This is a genomic window from Hymenobacter sp. FMD4 (genome assembly GCF_058932745.1).
The window spans coordinates 19,007-38,216 of sequence record NZ_JBZYWH010000023.1; the positions used below are offsets into that span (position 1 = coordinate 19,007).

Annotated in this window: 15 protein-coding genes; 10 read left to right on the forward strand and 5 right to left on the reverse strand. The window is 56.8% G+C overall.

The features are described from left to right. The 4 genes from AC5FXY_RS17765 to lepA form a co-directional block, all read right to left on the reverse strand. A complete protein-coding gene (locus tag AC5FXY_RS17765) occupies positions 1-582 on the reverse strand; it encodes a 7-carboxy-7-deazaguanine synthase QueE (protein WP_493558097.1) in 582 nt (193 codons plus the stop codon). A gap of 215 nt (positions 583-797) precedes the next feature. Next, on the reverse strand, positions 798-1,709 hold the full coding sequence (locus AC5FXY_RS17770) for a bifunctional 5,10-methylenetetrahydrofolate dehydrogenase/5,10-methenyltetrahydrofolate cyclohydrolase (RefSeq protein ID WP_493558053.1): 912 nt from the start codon (positions 1,707-1,709) through the stop codon (positions 798-800). Between the two features lie 543 nt (positions 1,710-2,252). Continuing rightward, positions 2,253-2,435, reverse strand: a complete 183-nt coding sequence (locus tag AC5FXY_RS17775; protein ID WP_493558054.1) for a hypothetical protein — start codon at positions 2,433-2,435, stop codon at positions 2,253-2,255. Between the two features lie 99 nt (positions 2,436-2,534). Next, positions 2,535-4,322: a translation elongation factor 4 gene (gene lepA, locus AC5FXY_RS17780; protein WP_493558055.1), complete on the reverse strand. Its 1,788-nt coding sequence runs from the start codon at positions 4,320-4,322 to the stop codon at positions 2,535-2,537. Positions 4,323-4,450: 128 nt separating this feature from the next. Here lepA and AC5FXY_RS17785 point away from each other — a divergent pair, with 128 nt between their 5' ends. From AC5FXY_RS17785 to AC5FXY_RS17815, 7 genes are all read left to right on the forward strand, one after another. Continuing rightward, on the forward strand, positions 4,451-5,308 hold the full coding sequence (locus AC5FXY_RS17785) for a hypothetical protein (RefSeq protein WP_493558056.1): 858 nt from the start codon (positions 4,451-4,453) through the stop codon (positions 5,306-5,308). A 114-nt stretch (positions 5,309-5,422) separates the two neighbouring features. Beyond that, complete coding sequence (locus tag AC5FXY_RS17790) at positions 5,423-6,286, forward strand: carboxypeptidase-like regulatory domain-containing protein (RefSeq protein WP_493558057.1); 864 nt, start codon at positions 5,423-5,425, stop codon at positions 6,284-6,286. Between the two features lie 26 nt (positions 6,287-6,312). Beyond that, on the forward strand, positions 6,313-7,425 hold the full coding sequence (locus AC5FXY_RS17795; protein WP_493558058.1) for a WD40/YVTN/BNR-like repeat-containing protein: 1,113 nt from the start codon (positions 6,313-6,315) through the stop codon (positions 7,423-7,425). A gap of 142 nt (positions 7,426-7,567) precedes the next feature. Next, positions 7,568-8,428: a carboxypeptidase-like regulatory domain-containing protein gene (locus tag AC5FXY_RS17800; RefSeq protein ID WP_493558059.1), complete on the forward strand. Its 861-nt coding sequence runs from the start codon at positions 7,568-7,570 to the stop codon at positions 8,426-8,428. A 90-nt stretch (positions 8,429-8,518) separates the two neighbouring features. Next, positions 8,519-9,262 (forward strand): DUF434 domain-containing protein, encoded by a 744-nt coding sequence (locus AC5FXY_RS17805; protein ID WP_493558060.1) that lies wholly within the window; start codon positions 8,519-8,521, stop codon positions 9,260-9,262. Between the two features lie 309 nt (positions 9,263-9,571). After that, positions 9,572-9,718, forward strand: a complete 147-nt coding sequence (locus AC5FXY_RS17810) for a T6SS immunity protein Tdi1 domain-containing protein (protein WP_493558061.1) — start codon at positions 9,572-9,574, stop codon at positions 9,716-9,718. A gap of 102 nt (positions 9,719-9,820) precedes the next feature. Beyond that, complete coding sequence (locus AC5FXY_RS17815; RefSeq protein WP_493558062.1) at positions 9,821-13,297, forward strand: methylmalonyl-CoA mutase family protein; 3,477 nt, start codon at positions 9,821-9,823, stop codon at positions 13,295-13,297. Positions 13,298-13,348: 51 nt separating this feature from the next. Here the strand turns inward: AC5FXY_RS17815 and AC5FXY_RS17820 are convergent, their stop codons facing one another. Then, positions 13,349-14,668 (reverse strand): P-loop NTPase family protein, encoded by a 1,320-nt coding sequence (locus AC5FXY_RS17820; RefSeq protein ID WP_493558063.1) that lies wholly within the window; start codon positions 14,666-14,668, stop codon positions 13,349-13,351. Between the two features lie 278 nt (positions 14,669-14,946). On the opposite strand from AC5FXY_RS17820, the gene AC5FXY_RS17825 reads away from it, so the two are divergent. The 3 genes from AC5FXY_RS17825 (at position 14,947) to AC5FXY_RS17835 (ending at position 19,185) form a co-directional block, all read left to right on the forward strand. Continuing rightward, positions 14,947-15,552 carry a GrpB family protein gene (locus tag AC5FXY_RS17825; protein ID WP_493558064.1) on the forward strand — a complete coding sequence of 202 codons (606 nt, stop codon included), beginning with the start codon at positions 14,947-14,949 and terminating at the stop codon, positions 15,550-15,552. Positions 15,553-15,738: 186 nt separating this feature from the next. Further along, positions 15,739-17,538, forward strand: a complete 1,800-nt coding sequence (locus AC5FXY_RS17830) for a peptidoglycan D,D-transpeptidase FtsI family protein (protein ID WP_493558065.1) — start codon at positions 15,739-15,741, stop codon at positions 17,536-17,538. Between the two features lie 213 nt (positions 17,539-17,751). Continuing rightward, positions 17,752-19,185, forward strand: a complete 1,434-nt coding sequence (locus AC5FXY_RS17835; RefSeq protein WP_493558066.1) for an APC family permease — start codon at positions 17,752-17,754, stop codon at positions 19,183-19,185. Positions 19,186-19,210: the final 25 nt, after the last annotated feature.

Below are 19,210 nucleotides of genomic sequence, written 5' to 3' on the forward strand. Positions count from 1 at the left end.
CTAGGGAATGTCGAGGTACTTATGCGTCTGCAGCGACACTTGCCAGCGGGGGTGCTGCTTGACGTAATCGATGATGAGCGGGGTGACGGCGGCGGCTTTGCTCCATTCGGGCTGCAGGAACAAGCGGCAATTTGGTCCTACCTGAGCAGCGTGTTGCTCAGCCCAATTAAAGTCGCTTTTATTGAAAACGACAACTTTCAGTTCGTGCGCCTGCTGCAGTACCTCCGGCAGCGGGGCCTTGAACTTCTTAGGCGATACACAGATCCAGTCCCACTCCCCGGATAAGGGGTGCGCACCAGAGGTTTCAATCCATGTTTGGCAGGCGGCGGCGTGCAAGGCTTGAGTCAGCGGGCCGAGGTCATGCATCAGCGGCTCACCGCCGGTAATAACGACGTTGGGCGCAGGGTGTTGTGCAGCTTGGGCTACCAGGTCGGCAATGGCCCAGCGGGGGTGCGCCTCGGCATCCCAGGATTCTTTCACGTCGCACCAGTGGCAGCCCACGTCGCAACCGCCCAGCCGGATGAAATAGGCCGCTCGGCCGGCGTTGGCACCTTCGCCCTGAATGGTGTAAAACTGCTCCATCACAGGCAAGGCCGTGGGAGTAGTAAGCAAATCGGAAGACAAAACGGGAAGCAGCGGGTGATTCAAAGCAGAAACAGGAGGCACGAAAATGAGGCGGGCCGCTCGGTCAACGGAAGTTACCCTAGTTTGGGTTGCTTCAGCCACCTTGCGGCCCGACCTTAAAAATAGAACAAGCTAATGGCTTTCCCAATTCCACCGGAAGCCAAGTTCTTGTTTTAGCGTGGGTACACTTCTCCTTTGGCGGCTTTAAGTGTGTTCAACAGCAGCATGGCAATGGTCATCGGACCAACACCACCTGGGACTGGCGTGATGTAGCTGGCCAGCGGAGCAACCGACGCAAAATCCACGTCGCCACGGAGAGCCCAGCCCGATTTCTTGGTGTCATCGGTGACCCGGGTAGTGCCCACGTCAATGATTACCGCACCGGGCTTCACCATGTCAGCCGTTACGAAGCCGGGGCGGCCCAGCGCAGCCACTAGAATATCAGCCGTGCGAGTAATGCTCGGTAAATCCTGCGTGCGCGAATGGCATAAAGTAACAGTGCAGTTACCCGGCTCCAAATTCTTAGCCAGCAAGATACTAACTGGCGTACCAACGATATTGGAGCGACCAATTACGACACAGTGCTTGCCGTCAGTTGACAGCTCGTATCGGCGAAGCAGCTCCACAATCCCAGAGGGTGTGGCGGGCAGCAAGGCTGGTAGGCCCGCTACCATGCGCCCAATGTTCATGGGGTGGAAACCATCCACGTCTTTCTCGGGCCGAATAGCTTCAATAACCTTGTTGGTATCGATGTGGCGGGGCAGCGGCAGTTGCACGATAAAGCCGTCGATTTCCGGGTCATTGTTCAGCTCATCCACTTTAGCCAACAGTTCGGCCTCGGTGATGTCGTCTTCGTAGCGAATGAGCGTGGATCCAAAGCCAGCGGCTTCGCAGGCCAGTACTTTGTTACGCACGTAGGTTTCGGAGCCGCCGTCGTGGCCGACGAGCACGGCGGCCAAATGGGGCACCTTCTGCCCGGCTTCCTTGAGCTTCGCTACTTCGGCTGCTATTTCCTGCTTGATGTCTTCGGCGGTCTTTTTGCCGTCGATGAGCTGGTAAGTGGTGGCTTCGGGAGCAGTGGTCATGGTATGTTGAGTTGTTGTTCAGTTATGCAGCGGGCAGTCAAATTAATCGCCTAGGCTCAATTCCATTACAATCGAATTATCGGGGCGTACGCAGTAACAATGGTTTTTCTGGTGGAGGATAAACCAACTGGAGTCAAAGTCTTGGTAGGGTGAAAAATCGTTTAGGATATGTAGCTCTCGCTGGTCAGCAAATCTTAAAGTTAAGTCGCGCCAATGAGTCAGTTCTACACCAGTGACGGTCTGCCCTTCCAAAGTCATAAGCCCAGATGATAGTACTTCGTCAGAGTCGTCATGCCAGCTGAGCAGCACTCGCTCACCAAGAACTATACGCCAAGCGCAGTACACCATTAGCGAAAATTCCCCCTGCTGCTCGTCTGAAGCTAGGGGTGACCCAAACTCCATCGTAAAAATGGAGCCAGTGCCATTGCCTGCACGGCTTCGCCAAGACCGAGTGCCAACAAGCCTCGTCACGAAGGCTTGCAAAGCCTCTAGGCTAATGAAAGCTTGGTGCATTGCAATGGCTTCGCAACATTTCAGCTAAGCTTACTGAGATTCCGAAGAATCAGTGGTTTCATTGCGGCGAGCAATAGCCTCGCGGCCGGCTTGTAGAATGGCGGCTTCCATGGCCGGCCAGTCGCTCCGCCACCGAAACTTCAATTCCTGGCCGCGGCGGATTTTCTCCAGTTGGGCTTCACTCGTGCAGTTCTTGGTCAGGGCGTTGTTCATATCGTTGGGTTTATCATACAGCGCTTTTGCAAGAATTGCATGAAGTGAAAAGGCAAAGGGTAAAAAAAACGCGCCGCATCCGCGGCGCGCTTCCAAAAACTAGTCGATTTTCAATACTGCGAGGAAAGCTTCCTGCGGGATTTCGACGGAGCCCACCTGGCGCATCCGTTTCTTGCCTTCTTTCTGCTTTTCGAGCAGCTTGCGCTTACGCGAAATGTCACCGCCGTAGCACTTGGCAATTACGTTTTTGCGCAGGGCTTTCACAGTTTCACGAGCTACGATCTTCTGACCGATGGCAGCCTGGATGGCAATTTCGAACATCTGGCGCGGCAACAGCTCCTTGAGCTTCTCACAAAGGCGCTTGCCCCAGTCGTAGCTCTTGGAACGGTGTACGATGGCCGACAAGGCATCGACTTTCTCACCGTTTAGCATCACGTCCAGCTTCACCATGTCGGACTGCCGGAAACCGATCAGCTCGTAGTCAAGCGAGGCGTAACCGCGCGAAATGGTTTTGAGCTTGTCGAAGAAGTCGAATACGATTTCCGACAGCGGCAACTCAAAGCCCAGTTCCACCCGCTCAGAAGTCAGGTAGCTCTGCCCTTTGATGACGCCGCGCTTCTCCATGCAAAGCGTAATAATCGGGCCCACAAACTCCGCGGCCGTGATAATCTGCGCTTTGATATAAGGCTCCTCGATGTGCTTGATGAGGTTGGGCTCGGGCATTTCGCTCGGGGCCGACACCTTGAGCTCCGCGTCGCGGTTGGTGGTTACCAGAAACTGTACCGAGGGCACGGTGGTAATCACCGTCATATTGAACTCCCGCTCCAGGCGTTCCTGCACAATTTCCATGTGCAGCATACCCAGGAAGCCGCAACGGAAGCCGAAGCCGAGGGCGGCCGAGGTTTCCGGCTCCCACACCAGCGAAGCGTCGTTGAGCTGTAGCTTTTCCATGCAGGAGCGCAGCTCTTCGTACTCGGTGGTATCAACCGGGTAGATGCCGGCAAATACCATGGGCTTCACGTCCTCGAAACCAACAATGGCTTCGGTGGTGGGACGTGCTACGTGGGTGATGGTGTCGCCCACTTTTACTTCGCGGGCTTCTTTGATGCCCGAAATCAGGTAGCCCACGTTGCCGGCCGACATTTCACCGCGAGCCTCCTGATTGAGCTTGAGCACACCGATTTCGTCGGCACCGTATTCTTTGCCCGTGGCCAGGAAGCGCAGCTTATCGCCCTTGCGCATGGTGCCGTTCTTGATGCGGAACAGGACCTCAATGCCCCGGTACGAGTTGAATACCGAATCGAAGATGAGCGCCTGTAAAGGAGCTTCCGGGTCGCCCGAGGGAGCCGGAATTCGCTCCACAATGGCGTTCAGGATATCCTCGATGCCGATGCCGGCTTTGCCGGAGGCGTGGATAATGTCCTCGTGCTTGCACCCGATCAGGTCCACGATTTCGTCCGAGACTTCCTCGGGCATGGCGTGGGGCAGATCGATTTTGTTCAGCACTGGAATGATTTCCAGGTCGGCACCGATGGCCAGGTACAAGTTACTGATGGTCTGGGCTTCGATGCCCTGCGAAGCGTCCACGATCAGCAGCGCGCCTTCGCAGGCAGCAATGGAGCGCGACACTTCGTAGCTGAAGTCGACGTGGCCAGGAGTATCAATCAGGTTGAGCGTATACATTTCCCCTTTGTAGGGGAACTGCATCTGAATGGCGTGGCTCTTGATGGTGATGCCCCGCTCCCGCTCCAAATCCATGTTATCGAGCAGCTGGGCCTGCATTTCGCGCTTCGATACCGTGCTGGTAAATTCCAGCAGGCGGTCGGCCAGCGTGCTTTTGCCGTGGTCGATGTGGGCGATGATGCAGAAATTGCGAATGTTCTTCACTCGGCGGAAATAAGGCTTTATGCAGCCGCGAAGGTAGCGGTTTGGGGCCGCAAAAACTAAGCTACTCCCCTACGAGGCCTTTGGCTGCTACTCACCAACCCCCTTATTTTAGCGGGAGTTCCGAATATATGAGCACTACCAATACTTCTGTTTCAACTGCTTCGTCGGCGTCCGACCTGCAGCAGAAATCCATAATAGCTGCCGTTAATGCCACCGCCCTGTACGTGCTGGCCTACCTCACCATTGATACGTTTCACCGCTTGGTGACCGTGTGGGTAGCCAAGCAGGAAGGAGTACCGGGTACGTGGCAGTTGGACCGGATCAAGTTTCTGCTGGCTGACTTTGAATGGTCGCGCAACCAAGTGCTGGCCGTGTACGGGCTGGCACCACTGGCTTGCTTGGCCTTTGGGGCCTTGGCGGCGTTGTGGTTCTGGCGCCAGGCGCGGTTCAAGCGGGGTTTATTTAAGCAGTACCTGATGTGGGTGGTCTTTCACTGCATCAATCTGTTTTTCGGCGCCATGGTGGCCGACACCCTCACCCAATCGGGGTTTTGGTACGCGCCTAGTTGGTTGTTTCTGGCCGGCAACGGTATCAATGTGGCGGTAGCTTTCCTGTTCGGCCTGATCATGGCGGCGCTGGGCTATTTCGCCAAAATCATTTTTCTGCAAAGCCACGATTCGCGTACCCTTATGCGCTACCGCAACCGTCGTCGGCTGATTCTTGTCACGCTGTTTCTGCCATGGCTTGCGGGTTCGTTGTTACTGACTCTGGCCAAGTATCCTGATGCATTCATTAATGAGCAACTGCACTTTGCCACCCTCCTGCTCCTTTTGGGGCCCCTAGCATTTGCCAGTCTAAATGAACTGTTCGAATTCACGATTAATGCGCCTCAGAAGACCCGCATAGCCTGGGGCTTGGTGCTGGTGATTGGCGCCTTGATGTTAGGGTCCCGCTTTATTATCGGCCACGGCATTTCTTTTGGATAGGCCTGTCCCGTGCAAGCATCCCCGACGCCCCGGTTATACCGGGGCTTTTTTTTTCGGCCAGCCAACCGACTTAACCCGAAGGCCCTCTTGAAGCTGTACCCAAAGGTTTTCTCAATGGCATTCAGATTTCTTGCTTTCTTCTGGCTTCTTGGAGCCGCCTTCACCAGCTCTGCACAACAGCTTAACGGACGCGTGGTGTCAACTAGCGGTGCACCCGTTGCCTTTGCGACAGTAGGAATAAAAGGTAAATCCGTAGGCACAACCACTAACGAAACGGGTCACTTTACCCTGGCCTTCCCCCCTTCGTTGGCAGCTTCCGATTCTTTTATCATCTCGTGTATAGGTTATCAGCCGCTGCGACTTACCCTCAACCATGCTCAGCAGCAAGCGGCAGGGTTTACGTTGCAGACCGCTACGCACCGTATTAAGGAGGTGCAGGTGCGGCACGGACGCCTGAAGCCGGCCATACTGGGAAATCGATCCGAGCGCGGCACGGCGCACTGGAGCACCGCCACCCGCGACCTTGGCAGCGTGGCCGACGACGAAAGAGGCTGGGAAGTAGCCACCATACTCCCGATTCGCCGCAATAGCTACGTCGATGGCTTCAATGTTTACATCGAGCAGAACGAGTTCCGGCACATCCGCATGCGGTTTATGCTTTACGCCGTGGAAAACGGAAAACCAGGCCAACAGCTGCTCACCGACGATATCCAGTTCACTGTTCCGCCCGGCCAAACGGGCTGGGTAAGCGTAGATCTGCGCCCTTACCAGCTACACTTAGCCAAAGGTCAAACTGTAGCGGCCGGCATTCAGTGGTTGCAGGGCGAAAAGCAAACGCCGGAAAGCCTGAAATTTGGCGGCCCCGGCACGTTTCCGTCAGTTACGCACCGGTCAGCCGTGCGCGACAAAAGCGAAGCCACCTGGCGGGTGTTTCCCATCAATGCCAGCATGTACCTGGAGTTGCAGCAGTACGACTAAGCCTGTTCTCCACGTACTTTGTGCCCATGGTACGCCTATTTACCTGCATGCAGCAGAGCCTGTTGTTTGCCGTCATTTGCACCCTCACGGCCTGCTCCAGCCCCGCTCCTTCCTGGCTACTGGTTTCTCCCCAAGGTTTTCCCACTAGCAACCATAGCGCCGGAGCCCTGCTTTTTCTCGACGACAGCACTGGCCTGATGCTGGGCAGCGCCTGGAGCGACGCGGCGCTGCTGAGCAAGAATCTGGAGGCCGAGCAAGTGTCTACCATCTTCCGCACCACCGACGGCGGCCACAACTGGAGCATGAAGGTCCTAAGCAAGGGTGCGCGGTTCATTACGGCCACCCGTGTAGGCCGAACCGCTTATGCCGTAGAGTTGCAAGAGCAAAGCCCAAGCCAGCCGCGTGATTTATCCAAACTCCTGCGCTCCACTGATGGCGGCGCTACGTGGCAGGAGCTGGGCTCGGTGCCCGCGCAGGTTTGCACGTTAGCGTTTGCTGATACCGTGCAGGGCTTTGCTATTACCAACGAGCGGCGACAAGGCCGCGCTCTGCTGTACCGCACCACCGACGGCGGCCGCCATTGGCAGCCAGCTTCACTAAATCTTCCGGGCAACGCCCACCACGGACTGTACACCCCCGACGGCTCAGCTTGGCTGCTGCTCAACTCCCCTGCCTCACCTCATTACGCCACTCACCTGGCCCGCGTGGACTGGGCTACCGGTCGCAGCGTAGTGGAAGCCTTGCCCAATGCCCGCGTCATTGTAGTGGCCGCTGACGAAGCCGGCAACCTCTGGTTGGCCAGCGACGAAACAACGGGCAGCGTCCGCCTGCTGCGCCGCGACAAAGCCTCCGGCCGCTACACCGAGGTGCATCAGTTCCGGGCCGCCGATGGCCAGCGTTTACTAGCCGAAAACCTGCACATTGCCGGCGCCAGCTTAACCCTACTTGCGGCCTCCTCCGATACCTCCGCAGCCCTCAACCGCTACCGTTGCTATTACAGCTCCGATGCTGGGGCATCGTGGCAGGAACAGGAACTACCAGTTCCCTCAAAAGTGGCTCCATACGCGTTTTTCGGACCGCACCGTGCCTGGCTGTCGGGCCTGGGGCCAGAGCTCCAAGTGCGTGCCCCCAAGCGGTAGCAGATTGTTAACGCAGGGCGGAAAACAAACTTCCTCACCACCAATCAGCTAGGGATTCGCGTAGAACCTGGCGCGGGCTGCGGAACAATTTTGCCCTGCGGGCCGCGTCCGTTTTCGCTCCTGTTTATTTTTTCTATCATCAATGGTTCGACGGCTCTTTGCCGGTGCGGCTCTGGGCCTGCTGCCCCTGCTTACCCTCGCTCAAAGCGCGCCGCTGGAAGGCCAGGTACTAAACGCCCGCACCGGTGAGCCGGTACCCTTTGCCACCTTGGGCGTGCCGCGCCGGGGCCTCGGCACCGTGGCCGACGAAAACGGCCGCTACGTGCTGCGCCTGCCGGCCGGCTCGGCTGATACGCTCGTCGTTACCAGCGTAGGCTTTGCCCGCGAGGTGGTACTCCCTGCTACACTGGCCGCTGGGCAGCGCGTGTTTCGGCTGATGCCGCAGGAGCAGCAGCTGAAAGACGTGGTAGTGGCGCACCGGCGCGTAAAGCCGGCCGTGCTGGGCCGCACCTCCGATAAAGGGGATGTGCGCTGGGTGGCCGGCTCCAGCGGCAAGCAGACCGTCGACGATGAGTGGGGCTGGGAACTGGGCACGGTGCTCACGCCCAAGCGCCCGGCAGTGCTGGAGAAGTTCTACGTCTACCTATTCGATAACCAATACGAGCACCTACGCTTCCGCCTGAACCTTTACGCATTGGCGCAGGGCGGACAACTGGGCAAGACCTTGCTGACGCAGGATATACAGCTCACGTGCGGGCCCAAGCAAAAAGGCTGGGTGGCCATCGACCTGCGCCCCTACCAACTGAACTTGAAGGCTGAGCCCGTGGTGGCCACAATTCAGTGGCTGCAGAGTGAAAAAACGGCTCCCGCCAAAAAGTACTTTTCTATTCCGGTTCAGCGTCAGCCCAAGCAAGTGATGGTGGAACGCGAAAACAGCGAAGCGCTGTGGAGCATTCACCCCATGCAGCCCAGCCTGTACTTTGAGATGCTGATGGAGCAATAGCCGTACCGTAGCCAGACGCAGAATCTGAGCCATTCTGGGTAGTCTTAGGCCATATTCCGCAACTTGCTACTACTTTCCTGCCAGCCGATTATGCGTCCTGCTGATACCCGCCACCGTGGCCCGCACCCCGCCGACACCCGTTTGTTTGCCCCGGAGTGGGTGCCGGTACTGAGTCGCGCCGTTGGGGAGCTGTCTTGGCTGTTGACGCGCGGCTACCCACCGAGCGCCACCTTGAAGCTGGTCGGCGACCGGTACGCCTTAACCGAACGCCAGCGCTGGGCCGTGGGCCGCGCTGCCTGCACCGATGAGCAGCTCGTTAGGCGCACCGCCTCACAGTTGCCGGCGATAGACCTCGGCGGCCGCCCCGTGGCCATTGATGGCTTCAACCTCATTATCATTCTCGAAACCGCTCTGAGCGGCGGCGTGGTACTTCGCGGCCGCGACGGGGCCTTGCGCGACCTATCGAGCATCCACGGCACTTACCGGGCGGTGCAGGAAACCGACCGGGCCATTCGCCTGGCTGCGGCGGCATTGCTCCCCCTGCGCCCCGGCCCCGTGCGCTGGCTGCTCGATCAGCCCGTATCCAACAGCGGCCGCCTGGCGGCGCGCCTGCGGGACTTAGGGCCCGAACTCGGGCTTCCCTGGACCGCCGAAGTAGTGATGAATCCTGACCGAGTGCTAGCCGAAACCACTGATGTAGTAGTAACCTCTGACTCGGAAGTTCTTGACCGCGCTGGTAGTTGGCTTAACCTAGCCGCCATGGCGTTAGCAGCCGAACCGCCAATTTGGCTACTCGATCTGGGAGAAGGCGGGACAGATACGGTATCAGTTTAGTAAGCCCTATGAGCATTGATAACTTCAACAGTAGCGAGTTGCTACAGGCTTGGAAATGGCTGGTCAATAAAGAGGCCCAGGTACTGTCAGCCTCACTTTTTGGCGACTTATCCTGCAGTACCCCGACGCGTCGGTGCATTGGCTGGATACTGGAGCTGGTGAGGTAACCAGAGTGGCTGAAAATGCGACTGAGTTTCAATTGTTACTACAGCAGCAAGAGAATGCAGCTTATTGGTTGCTGACTGATTTGGCGCAATACGCAGAAAAAGCTGGTTTACCCCTCGGCCCTCAGAATGTCTATAGCTTATTATGCTCCCTGTTTTAGGTGGAAAGTATCAGCCTGACAACCTTCAGCCTACTAATCTGCAAGAACACCTGAACCTCACAGGAATGATTCATGAGCGGATAAGGAACTTACCAGATGGCACTAAGGTGGTACTTAAAGCAGTTCAATAGCTCAATAAACCTACAGCCGGCCCGCGCCTAACACTTGTAAGCCTCCGCCGCCCGTTTTTCGTACTTTAGCCGCACCATTTCCCACTCGTTCGGAATCCTACCATGCACCCAGCTCCCGTAGCTCCTTATAAACCTCAGAACCACGTCCGCATCGTTACGGCGGCGGCGCTGTTCGACGGCCACGACGCGGCTATCAACATCATGCGCCGCATCATTCAGGCCAGCGGCGCCGAAGTCATTCACCTCGGCCACAACCGCTCGGTGCAGGAAATCGTGGATTGCGCCATTCAGGAAGATGCGCAGGCCATTGCCATTACCTCCTACCAAGGCGGCCACAACGAGTTCTTCAAGTACATGCACGACCTGCTCAAAGAGCGGGGCGCCGGTCATATCAAAATCTTCGGCGGCGGCGGCGGCGTGATTCTGCCCTCCGAAATCGAGGAGCTGCAGGGCTACGGCATTACGCGCATCTACTCCCCCGACGACGGCCGCGCCATGGGCCTGCAGGGCATGATCAACGACCTGCTGGAAAAAGCCGACTTCCCGACGGGCAAGAACCTGAACGGCGAAGCGGGTCACGTTAAGGAAAAAGATGCCCTGAGCCTGGGCCGCCTCATTTCGGCTGCCGAAAACTTCCCCGAGGAGTTTGAGCGGGTGAAAACCCAGCTCGTGGCTGACTTCCAGCGTGCTGAATCCGGCAGCGACCAGCGCGTCGGTGGCACGGGCGAGAAAAAAGCGCCCATCCTGGGAATCACCGGCACCGGCGGCGCCGGCAAATCGAGCCTGGTGGATGAGTTGGTGCGCCGTTTCCTGCTCGACTTTCCCGACAAGACTATTGCCATCATCTCCGTCGATCCGAGCAAGCGCAAGACGGGCGGTGCCCTGCTGGGCGACCGGATCCGGATGAACGCCATCAACAACCCGCGCGTGTACATGCGCAGCCTGGCCACCCGCCAGAGCAACCTCGCCCTGAGCCGCTACGTGCAGGACGCCGTGGACGTGGTGCGCGCCGCTGACTTCGACCTGATCATCCTCGAGACTTCCGGCATCGGCCAGTCCGACACCGAAATCATCGAGCACAGCGACGCCAGCCTCTATGTGATGACGCCCGAGTACGGCGCGGCCACGCAGCTGGAGAAAATCGACATGCTCGACTTCGCCGATGTCATCGCGCTGAACAAGTTCGACAAGCGCGGCGCCCTCGACGCCCTGCGCGACGTGCGCAAGCAGTACCAGCGCAATCATCAGCTCTGGGACCGTCCGCTGGACGAGTTGCCCGTATACGGCACCATTGCGTCCCAATTCAACGACCCGGGCATGAACCGCCTGTACCGGGCCGTGCTCAGCACCATCGAGCAGAAAACCGGGGCTACGTTTGCCTCACAGCTGGAAACCTCGGGCGCCGAAAGCGAGAAGGTGTATATCATTCCGCCCCACCGCACGCGTTACCTGTCCGAAATCACCGAAACCATCCGCCAATATGACCAGTGGGTCGATAAACAAGCCGAAACCGCTCAGCAGCTCTACGGACTCCAGCAAAGCATCCAAGCCGTCCGAAGCCTCGGAGCCGGGCAGCCTGGATCAGCTGACGGAGCCGGGGGGAGCAGCCTCAACGGACCCGAATCAGCAGCACTCGCAACCGGCCTGGAGAAAGCCTTCGAGGAAATCCGGCTCCGGCTGGACGGGCAGAACTGGCGACTCCTGGAGACCTGGCCGCAAAAAGTAGCAGCCTACAAGGCGCCGGAATTCGTGTTTAAGGTGCGCGACAAGGAAATCCGCATCAAGACGCAGACCGAAACCCTCTCCCACCTGCAGGTGCCGAAGGTGGCTACCCCGCGCTACTCTGCCTGGGGCGACCTATTGAAGTGGATGCTGCAAGAGAACGTACCCGGCGAGTTTCCTTACACCGCCGGTGTGTTCCCCTTCAAGCGCGAGGGCGAAGACCCCACCCGCATGTTTGCGGGCGAAGGCGGCCCCGAGCGCACCAACCGCCGCTTCCACTACGTATCGGCCGGCCTGCCCGCCAAGCGCCTGAGCACGGCGTTTGACTCGGTGACGCTGTACGGTGAAGACCCCGACCATCGCCCCGACATCTACGGCAAAATCGGCAACAGTGGCGTGAGCATCTGCTGCCTCGACGACGCCAAGAAGCTCTACTCCGGCTTCAACCTCGCTGACCCGGTGACGTCGGTGTCGATGACCATCAACGGTCCCGCCGCTCACCTGGCGGCCTTCTTCATGAACGCGGCCATTGATCAGCAGTGCGAGCTGTACATCAAGGAGAATGGCTTGGAGGCAGAGGTAAACCAGAAGATCGAGGCTATCTACAAGGAGTTGGGCGTGGAGCGCCCGGCCTACCAGGGCACGCTGCCCGAGGGCAACGACGGCCTGGGCCTGATGCTACTCGGCGTGACCGGCGACCAGGTGCTGCCTCAGGAAGTGTACCAGCAGATCAAAGCCCGCACGCTCTCGCAGGTGCGCGGCACCGTGCAGGCCGACATTCTGAAGGAAGACCAGGCCCAGAACACCTGCATCTTCAGCACGGAGTTCTCGCTGCGCCTCATGGGCGACGTGCAGCAGTACTTCATCACGAACAAGGTGCGGAACTTCTACTCCGTGTCGATTTCGGGTTACCACATTGCCGAGGCCGGCGCCAACCCCATCACCCAGCTGGCCCTCACGCTCTCGAACGGTTTCACCTTCGTGGAGTACTACGTGAGCCGGGGCATGGACGTGAACGACTTCGCCCCCAACCTGTCGTTCTTCTTCTCCAACGGCATGGACCCCGAGTACGCCGTGATGGGCCGCGTGGCGCGCCGCATCTGGGCCAAGGCCATGAAGCTGAAGTACGGCGCCAACGCCCGCTCGCAGATGCTGAAGTACCACATCCAGACCTCGGGCCGCTCCCTGCACGCCCAGGAAATCGACTTCAACGACATCCGCACCACGCTGCAGGCGCTCTACGCCATCTACGACAACTGCAACTCGCTGCACACCAACGCCTACGACGAGGCTATCACCACGCCCACGGAGGAATCGGTGCGCCGGGCCATGGCCATTCAGCTCATCATCAACCGGGAGTTGGGCCAGGCCAAAAACGAAAACCCCTTGCAGGGCTCGTTCATCATCGAGGAGCTGACCGACCTGGTGGAAGAAGCCGTGATGCTGGAGTTTGACCGCATCACCGAGCGCGGCGGCGTGCTGGGCGCCATGGAAACCATGTACCAGCGCGGCAAAATCCAGGAGGAAAGCCTGTATTACGAGATGCAGAAGCACACCGGCGAGCTGCCCATCATCGGGGTGAACACCTTCCTCTCCTCCAAAGGCTCGCCCACGGTGCAGCCCGCCGAGGTTATCCGCGCCACCGAGGAGGAAAAGCAGTACCAAATCACCATGCTGCAGAACCTCCACGCCCGCAACCGCGACCAGGCCGACGCCGCCCTGAAGCGCCTGCAGCAGGTAGCCGTGCAAAACGGCAACCTCTTCGAGGAGTTGATGGAAACGGTGAAGTCCTGCTCGCTCGGCCAGATTACGAATGCGCTGTTCGAAGTAGGCGGCCAGTACCGGCGGAATATGTAAAATCGACCTATAGATTAAAAAGGGCCGCGTTCGTCATGAGCGCGGCCCTTTTTAATCTATATGATCATCAATGTCAAAATCCTCGTCCTCTATCAAATCGTTTTCAATTATTTCAAGCAATCTATCAACTATAGTTTGGTCCTTTATTCCTTTCTTAAAGCTACTAGCTCTATCACCTTCCATCTGAAGAATTGCATATCCTTTTAAAAACAAGTTACTAAATCGATATTTATTAGAATTTTCATCAAAAACAAGAACTTCACTTCTTTTAATGGAGCAAAGCTCAACCAGTGCCTTTCCAACTTCTTCCTTGTTATGCTTTTTATTAGCAATGTGCATAAATATATCATCAAATGAAAATTCGTCTTTACTCACGTTAATTGAAGAGTTTATAATATCTTTATAAATATTAAATTTTACATTATTCGAAACCTTAACAGCCTTATCGTACTCAGATTTTAGTGTATCTGATTTTTCATCAACATATTTCTCAATAGCATAATCTAATTCTCTAGTGTTAATTAAAAATTGCGAGAGCTGCGTTTCACGTATATCATTAGTAAAACAAATATTTAAACATAATTGATGACATATAGAAGGAAGACCACATGAATATTTTACTATTTTATCTTTAGCTCTGACTGTAAATTTTAAATTTAATAATTTTTCACCCCTTTCTATAATAGACACAATTTCCTTATCTTGCATATAAGGAATGAAAATTTCAGAAACTCTATTATTCATTTCTTTGTCGTATTCAATAACGTGTCTAGCTGTTCCAACCGCACCTAATGCAATAAGTTTAAGATCTGGATAGTCTACAGACATATCCATAAACACCTTCATTAATTGGGATGTACGTGTTTTTTCATTTCCTTTTATTTTGTGAAAATCCTCAAGTATCCAGCAAGCCCGGGCTTCTCCAAAAAACTTGGCTAACCTTTGTGGAGTGAGCTGGGGTGGAATAAAGCTTTTAGTTGATATATTAGTTAATTTACTCAATTCACCCAAACTAACACTACCTTTAATTTCATTGTAGTTAAAATTAATAGAAGGCGCTATCTTAAATCCCTTCGTCTGAGTTTGCTCAGTATAGAAATTACCAAGCTGATCAAACCCATCTAAAATTATATTTTCGAATGTCATACCATCCATACATCTAGTTATGATGTAATTTTCATAAACTTGATTTAACTTATTTGTTAACAAAGTAGTTTTGCCACATCCTGAATGCCCATATAACACAATCTGTTTACCGGGCGTGTTTAGTGAATCAACTAAATGATTATTAATTTTAATTGCTCGTTCTACAAACGAATCAACGGCAGGAGATGTTGGAGTAAAAACTCTATTAGTCTTGTATTTCTGCATAAAAAACAAACATGTGAGATTGGACCGTATTTGACATTGATACAATAATACCGACTTTTAACGCATCAAGACAACTATATAATGATCTAACTAATTCTTTCCTCACCTGACATGAATCAAACGCAGCAAAACTAGTTACAAGCCATAACCCCAGTGGCCCCAGCCTCCCTAAGCCGCCCCAGCGGCCAGCCGGTACCGCGCCGCTGGGAGCCGCACAGACAATGCTTACCATTAGCGGGCAATAGCTTAGGCTACGTCTGCATCCTTCCACAACCTTCATGACTGCCTCAAAACCAATTGTGCTAGCGCCGTACTCGGAACAATGGCCAGTGGTGTTTCAGCAGCTGAAAAGCGTGTACGGAAGAGCCTTGTCTGGTTTAATCGAAAGTATCGAACACGTTGGCAGCACTTCGGTTCCGGGCCTGCAAGCCAAGCCGATTATCGATGTGGACATCATCATTGCGGAAGCCTGCCAGTTGGAAGCTGTCATTCCCAAACTCGCCGCTTTGGGCTGCCGCCACGTAGGCAATCAGGGAATAGCCGACCGAGAGGTGTTTAAGCGTACGTCTGCGCTGGCACCGCTTGATGGTTCCGGCAAGGAATGGCCGAACCATCATTTGTACGTGTGCCTGCGGGACAGCCTCAGCCTACAGAATCATCTTAGATTTCGGGATTACCTCCGCGCCTATCCACAGCAGGCCCAGGCATATGGCCAATTAAAGGAAGCACTAGCTGCTGCATTTCCGGGCGATATGGAGCGTTACGTGGAAGGCAAAACAACATTTATCCTTGAGGCGCTTAAGCAACTCGGATTTGCAGCAGATTCGCTTGCATGGATCAAAAGCCAAAATGCTCTTCCTGCCGGTTCTGCTTCGTCTTATTAGCTTTCAAAAAGGATTCGCAAAAGTTGCGCGGCCCTGAACGCGCTCTTCAATTACAAAATCTTCGCTACGCCCCATTTCTACTGAGGTGAGTATCTAAGCCTGACTTATCAGACATACATCTAGGAGCTCGGCAATTGCGTAGAGTAACCCAAACGTGCAAGGCTTTAACTGCTTGGAATTTGGGAAATGAGTCTACTAACAGTGTTTCTGGTGCTGGCCACCTGTTCATCACCTCAACTGCAAACTGACGTACTGACTCAGGCCCCAGACACAAGTATACAATACATCAAGAAACGCATAGTGCTGCCCGAAGTGCCGCAGCGCGGCCGTGTGCTCGACCGCCACGACTCGGTGCTGGTGGCTACCCGCCCGCAATACCTGCTGAAGCTGCCGCGCCGCCCGCCACTCGACACCCTGGCGCTGGGCCAGCTGCTCGGCTGGGGCCCGACGACTACGCGGAAGCGCATTTCCGATGCCCTGCCATACGAAAAAGCGCCAGCGGGCTACCCGGTCCAGCTTCGGCTTACGGCGGCCGAAGCGGCACGGGTACGCCGTCACAGCCGCGACTGGCCCAGCTTGACCCTGACGGAGGCCCGCCGGCGCACCTATACCACCAGCGTGGGTGCCCACGTGCTGGGCTACATGAGCGCCGAGGCAGAGGCCTTCTACAATCAAGCCAAGCGCTACCGCCGAGGCCGTTTCTACCAGTTGCGCAACGGCGGCATCGAAGCTTATTACAATGGCCTGCTCAACGGGCGCCGGGGCACCCTGCACCCGTTGGTGGACGAGCAAGGCCAGACGCACGGCAGTTGGGCGCCTGACACGGCCTTTCAAGAAGGCCAGGACCTGCACCTGACCATCGACGTGAAGCTGCAGGCCTACGCCGAAACCCTGCTGGGCCGGCGCAAGGGCTACCTGGTAGCGCTGGACCCACGCACCGGCGAAATCCTGGCGTATGTGTCGGCGCCTGTGTACAAGCCGGCTACCATTACCGCACCCGATCTGGCCGCGGTACGGGCCAAGCTGCTGCAGCAGGAAGGCATGCCGCTGATCAACCGGCCCGCCATGCGGGCCAACCCGCCCGGCTCGGTATTCAAGCTGGTGAATGCGGCCGTGGCCCTGCAGCTCGGTTCTATCAGCCCCGGCACCGGCTTCCGCTGCGACCAGTCGCTCGTCAGCTGCGTGCATCGCCACCCGGCGCCCAGCAACCTGACCGCCGGGCTGAAGTACAGCTGCAACCCGTACTTCTACCAGGTGATGCGGAAGCTAATCAACTACGTACCTGATAGTCTGGTACAGGATACCGTAGCGGCCCGGCACCAGAACCTGGCTTTGTGGCGACGCTACGTCCGCTCGTTTGGGCTGGATACGGTGCTGGGCGTAGACATCCCCCGCGAAGCGCCCGGTTTTCTGCCCACACCCGAATACTACGATAAGGCCCGGCAAACGTCCCGCTGGACCTACCGCTCCATTTACTCGCTCAGCATCGGGCAAGGCGAAATTAACCTCACTGGGCTGCAAATGGCCAACATGGCCGCCATCATTGCCAACCGTGGCTGGTACTATACGCCCCACCTGGTGCGCAGCGTCGGCGCGGGCGGGCCGCTGCCGCGCTTTACTGAAAGGCGGTACACGCTTATCGACAGCGCCCATTTTGCGGCACTCGTACCCGGCATGGTAGCCGTGATGCAGCGCGGCGGCACCGCTGATGCCTCCAGTTTGGAAGATGTGGGCATTACGTTGGCCGGCAAAACCGGTACCGTCGAAAACGATGAGGGCGACGACCATGCGGCCTTCGTCGGCTTTGCCCCCGCCGATAATCCGCAGATAGCGGTAGCGGTTTACATCGAAAACGGGGGGTTTGGGGCTGATGCAGCGGCGCCCTGTGCTGCACTGGTAGTGGAAAAGTACCTGCAAGGCAGCATAGCCGCTAAGCGCAAACGGTGGGAAGCGCGCATTCAGCATCGGGCCCGAAAAGGGTATTAATTACTGCTATTCTGTAATTGAAAGATTACTGTTTCGCTGGTTTGCACAACGACAGAACTCAACTCAGCAAGAGTCATGAACGAGCAATGGCAGTTGCGTCACTTACCTCATGCGTACGACCTCCGAAATTCGGGAAAGGAGTACGCCTCCCTTACGCCTCAGCGGGAAGCTGGAGCCGCACCAGGCGAGTAGCAAATCCGGTTACCTTGAGCAATGAACGTTCCCGAAAAGCCCTCCGGCACTAGCCCAGTAACCCTAATTCGAGCTTTTGGTGCTGTTAGCGGGATGATGCTGGTGGCGGGCATCGTAATTGGCTCCGGCGTCTTTAAGAAAATCGTACCCCTGGCGCAGAGCGGCCTAAGTGCGGAGTGGATTCTGGCCGCCTGGGTGGTGGCGGGTCTGGTTACCATCTGCGGGGCGCTAAACCTCTCGGGCATGGCCTCGCTTACCGAAGAGTCCGGTGGCGTCTACGAGTACCTGCGCCTGTCGTTTGGCAACTTCGCCTCGTTCCTGTTCGGATGGACGGACTTTGCCATCATTGGCTCGGCTTCGGTGGCGGCGCTGGCCTTCATCTTCGCCCAATCCGTCAACGCGCTGCTGCCGCTGCCTAATCCCTTGCAGGCCTGGGCGCACTTGTCCATTGGCAAGCTGATATACCCCTTCGCTGATTCCGGCATCAAGCTACTGGCCATCGGTACGGCAGCCGCCCTGGCCTTGGTGAATTACCGCGGGGTTAGCGGCAGCGGGCGGCTGAGCATCGTGTTTACGGTGGCCAAGATCGGGGGCATTCTGCTGCTCATTTTGGCGGGTATATTTCTGTCTTCGCCTACGCCGGAAGGCTCTTCGGCAGCGGTAGCGCCTGTGCGGGAGGTGTCGCTGGCCAGTGCCTTTCTGGGTGCTCTGCTCAGCGTGTTCTGGGCCTACGACGGCTGGGTGGACCTCTCCTTCGTGACGGGCGAAATCAAAAATCCGCGGCGCAATGTGCCCCGGGCCATCATCGGTGGCGTTACGGTGGCCATCGTGCTGTACGTGCTGGTCAATTACGCCTACCTGCGGGCCTTGCCCCTGGCCGCGCTGGCGGCGGTGGGCCCCAACGAAATCGGGGCGGCGGTGGCGGCCGAGGCATTGCTGGGCACCTGGGGCAAAACGGGCGTGGCGGTCCTGATTCTGGTGAGCGTATTCGGCACGTTGAACGCGGTGCTGCTCTCGCACACCCGCGTGCATTTTCGCATGGCGCAGGAAGGTTTCTTCTTTCCGTCGGCTGCGGCGGTGCACCCGCGCTACCGCACGCCCCACCGCGCCCTGCTGTTTACGCTGGGCTGGAGCACCGTGCTGATTATCTCGGGCACTTTCGAGCGGCTGACGGATCTGGTCATCTTCGCCACCTTCCTGTTTTATGGGCTGCTGGCCGTGGCGGTGGTCAAGATGCAGCGGCAGGGGCGCATCCCGGGCCCGGTGCCGGGCTACCCGTACGTGCAAATCCTGCTCATCCTGTTCGCCCTCACCTTCACCGGGCACACGCTGCTTACGCAGCCGGAGCAGTCACTCCTGGGAATGGGGCTGATTCTGACCGGGCTACCGTTTTTCGTGTATTTCCGTCGCCAAGCCCGGCTGCGGCAAGCAGGCCGAATCGGTGAGAGCATCTAAGGCTGATCAGGCGGCATCTTGCCAA

What these genes read in the sequence shown, in the direction of transcription:
- AC5FXY_RS17765 (WP_493558097.1), bottom strand. Translation starts at nt 582, where the DNA reads ATGGAGCAGTTTTACACCATTCAGGGCGAAGGTGCCAACGCCGGCCGA.
- AC5FXY_RS17770 (WP_493558053.1), bottom strand. Translation starts at nt 1,709, where the DNA reads ATGACCACTGCTCCCGAAGCCACCACTTACCAGCTCATCGACGGCAAA.
- AC5FXY_RS17775 (WP_493558054.1), bottom strand. Translation starts at nt 2,435, where the DNA reads ATGAACAACGCCCTGACCAAGAACTGCACGAGTGAAGCCCAACTGGAG.
- AC5FXY_RS17785 (WP_493558056.1), top strand. Translation starts at nt 4,451, where the DNA reads ATGAGCACTACCAATACTTCTGTTTCAACTGCTTCGTCGGCGTCCGAC.
- AC5FXY_RS17790 (WP_493558057.1), top strand. Translation starts at nt 5,423, where the DNA reads ATGGCATTCAGATTTCTTGCTTTCTTCTGGCTTCTTGGAGCCGCCTTC.
- AC5FXY_RS17795 (WP_493558058.1), top strand. Translation starts at nt 6,313, where the DNA reads ATGGTACGCCTATTTACCTGCATGCAGCAGAGCCTGTTGTTTGCCGTC.
- AC5FXY_RS17800 (WP_493558059.1), top strand. Translation starts at nt 7,568, where the DNA reads ATGGTTCGACGGCTCTTTGCCGGTGCGGCTCTGGGCCTGCTGCCCCTG.
- AC5FXY_RS17805 (WP_493558060.1), top strand. Translation starts at nt 8,519, where the DNA reads ATGCGTCCTGCTGATACCCGCCACCGTGGCCCGCACCCCGCCGACACC.
- AC5FXY_RS17810 (WP_493558061.1), top strand. Translation starts at nt 9,572, where the DNA reads ATGCTCCCTGTTTTAGGTGGAAAGTATCAGCCTGACAACCTTCAGCCT.
- AC5FXY_RS17815 (WP_493558062.1), top strand. Translation starts at nt 9,821, where the DNA reads ATGCACCCAGCTCCCGTAGCTCCTTATAAACCTCAGAACCACGTCCGC.
- AC5FXY_RS17820 (WP_493558063.1), bottom strand. Translation starts at nt 14,668, where the DNA reads ATGCAGAAATACAAGACTAATAGAGTTTTTACTCCAACATCTCCTGCC.
- AC5FXY_RS17825 (WP_493558064.1), top strand. Translation starts at nt 14,947, where the DNA reads ATGACTGCCTCAAAACCAATTGTGCTAGCGCCGTACTCGGAACAATGG.
- AC5FXY_RS17830 (WP_493558065.1), top strand. Translation starts at nt 15,739, where the DNA reads ATGAGTCTACTAACAGTGTTTCTGGTGCTGGCCACCTGTTCATCACCT.
- AC5FXY_RS17835 (WP_493558066.1), top strand. Translation starts at nt 17,752, where the DNA reads ATGAACGTTCCCGAAAAGCCCTCCGGCACTAGCCCAGTAACCCTAATT.